At 29.5% G+C, this 2,348-nt stretch carries 2 protein-coding genes; one reads left to right on the forward strand and one right to left on the reverse strand.

The annotated features are described in order from the left end of the window. The first annotated feature begins 169 nt into the window (after positions 1-169). Positions 170-934, forward strand: coding sequence for an Eco47II family restriction endonuclease (locus H8R24_RS17875; protein WP_187021799.1), 765 nt, complete (start codon positions 170-172; stop codon positions 932-934). Here the strand turns inward: H8R24_RS17875 and dcm are convergent. Further along, positions 910-2,148 carry a DNA (cytosine-5-)-methyltransferase gene (dcm, locus tag H8R24_RS17880; RefSeq protein WP_187021800.1) on the reverse strand — a complete coding sequence of 413 codons (1,239 nt, stop codon included), beginning with the start codon at positions 2,146-2,148 and terminating at the stop codon, positions 910-912. The genes H8R24_RS17875 and dcm overlap by 25 nt on opposite strands. Positions 2,149-2,348: the final 200 nt, after the last annotated feature.

The following is a 2,348-nucleotide window of genomic DNA, read 5'->3' on the forward strand; positions in this document are numbered from 1 at the left end:
TTTTCTTCCTTTTATATTGTATTAAGTGTTATATTTGAAAGAAATAAACGGAAGTTTTTTCACAGACTGACGTTGGCAGATAGTTTACCGCAAAAAAGACGTAAATTTTAACTTTTGAAAAAATCGAATTAAATTCATAATTTAGCAAACGAAAATTAATTTCAAAATTATGAAAAACAAGTATGTAGATTTTATTTCTGATGACCACTTTTTAGATTGTGTAGCAAATCTTCATAAAGCATACTTGAAGGCAAAAAATAATATCACAAAAAAGAATTTTTATAGCAACAAAGTTGATACCATTAAATTAACATTTGATGCAAAATTCAATGAAATAGATGAAGAAAGCCTAATACAAGCTGAAATTTTACGTCAAATAGACAAGTCAATAAATAATTCCATCGGAACATTTCATGAACAAATTTTAGGGGGAATAAAAGGTTTTGAAATTGGTAATTTAAGTGGCTTTGACATAAAAGCAAAAGACAATACTCTATTTGCTGATATAAAAAACAAGCACAATACTATGAATAGCAGTTCTGCCGAAGCACTTTTTCAAAAACTATCGAGATATGCTGATGATTACAAAAAAGCTAAATGTTATTGGGTTCAAGTTTTAGCAAAAAGTAGTTTTTGCGAACTTTGGAAAGGCGAAATAAATGGCAAAGAATATAGTCATAGTAGAGTTTACAAAATTTCTGGAGATCAATTTTATGCATTACTTTCTGGAAAAGAAAATGCACTTTTCCAACTTTATAAAAATCTTCCTATTGCTGTAAAAGATTATTTAAGCTCAATTGAGAAAAGTGATTCAGTTAAAGAAAATTCTGCATTAGATGAAATCAAGGCAGAAACTAAAACTTCAAAAAGAACTATTTTAGACCAAATCACTTTTGAAAATTATAGTTACTATTTAGGTTTTGATAAATTATAATAACTGTTCAAAAACTTGATAATAGAGTAACCTACTTCTTTTCCCAAATTAACAGGAACAGCATTTCCAATCTGCTTATATTGTTGAGCAATTGAGCCTTCAAATTTCCAATTATCAGGAAAAGTTTGAATTCTTGCGTATTCCCTAACAGTGAATGGTCGAGTCTCTTCGGGATGACATCTTTCTGTCTGTTTTTGTGCTGGACTACAAGTTAATGTTAAACAAGGTTCGTCCCAACCTATTCTTCTTGCAATTCCTGTTTTTCCACCACCAAGGTGAAAGCTTCCACCCATAAATTCTTTTTGAATTTCTAATGGTAAATCTCTCCAATATCCTTTTGGTGGAACTAAATCTAATACATCAATTTTACTTTTTGGATATTTTGAACCTTCAGATTTAGGAACATTACAATCAAACAAATCACCCTTTTTTAATGCATCTTTTAAATTATATATTTTTTTGTTTGGCTTTGGGTATTCGTATTCTAAATTTATATCTTTTCTAATTCCAACGAGTATTAAGCGTTCTCTTTTTTGAGGAACATTATAATTTATAGCTTTTAAAACTTGAACAGGAACAACGTTATAACCTATTTCATCTAAAATAGAAATCATTCCTTCAAGGGTTTTTCCTTTTTCGTGGCTTAATAAGCCACGAACATTTTCACCAATACAAATTGGAGGATTAACTTCTTTCACAACTCTTGCAAATTCATAAAATAGAGTTCCTCTTGCATCTGCTAATCCTAATTTTTTTCCTGCATAACTAAAAGCTTGACAAGGAAATCCACCCGTTACAATATCAACTTTATTTTTATATTCCGTGAAATTAAATGATTTAATATCACCTTCTAATACATTCCAATTAGGACGATTTTTCCTTAAAGTACTACAAGCCCATTTATCAATTTCATTTAAAGCAACACATTTTAAACCAGCTTTTTCCATTCCTACAGCCAAACCACCAGCTCCAGCAAAAAGTTCTAAAACTTTATATTCATTATTGGGTTCAACGAAATTTGAAATTAGTTCTTGATTATTATCATCTAAAAAATCAAAAAATAATGTTTCAACATCAGATTTCCTGTAAACTCTGTAATTACTCATTGGTTCACGAACAGCTGATAATTTGCCTTCTTTGTCCCAGCGTCTTAAAGTTTCTTTACTTTTACCTATGTATTCAGAAGTTTCTGAAAGCGTCATATATTCATTCATAACCAAATTATTTAACCTTACACAATGGTTACAAATTTAAAAGAAAAAACGAAATAACCAAAGTAATAGAAAAGAAAAAAAACAACAGTTAATCGAGTAGACGGCTCCGCTAGGAACTAACGGCAGTCTGTGAAAAAACTTCCGTTTATTTCTTTCAAATATAACACTTAATACAATATAAAAGGAAGAAAAGTTGTATA

The organism is Flavobacterium muglaense (assembly GCF_014305155.1).
Taxonomy (GTDB): domain Bacteria; phylum Bacteroidota; class Bacteroidia; order Flavobacteriales; family Flavobacteriaceae; genus Flavobacterium; species Flavobacterium muglaense.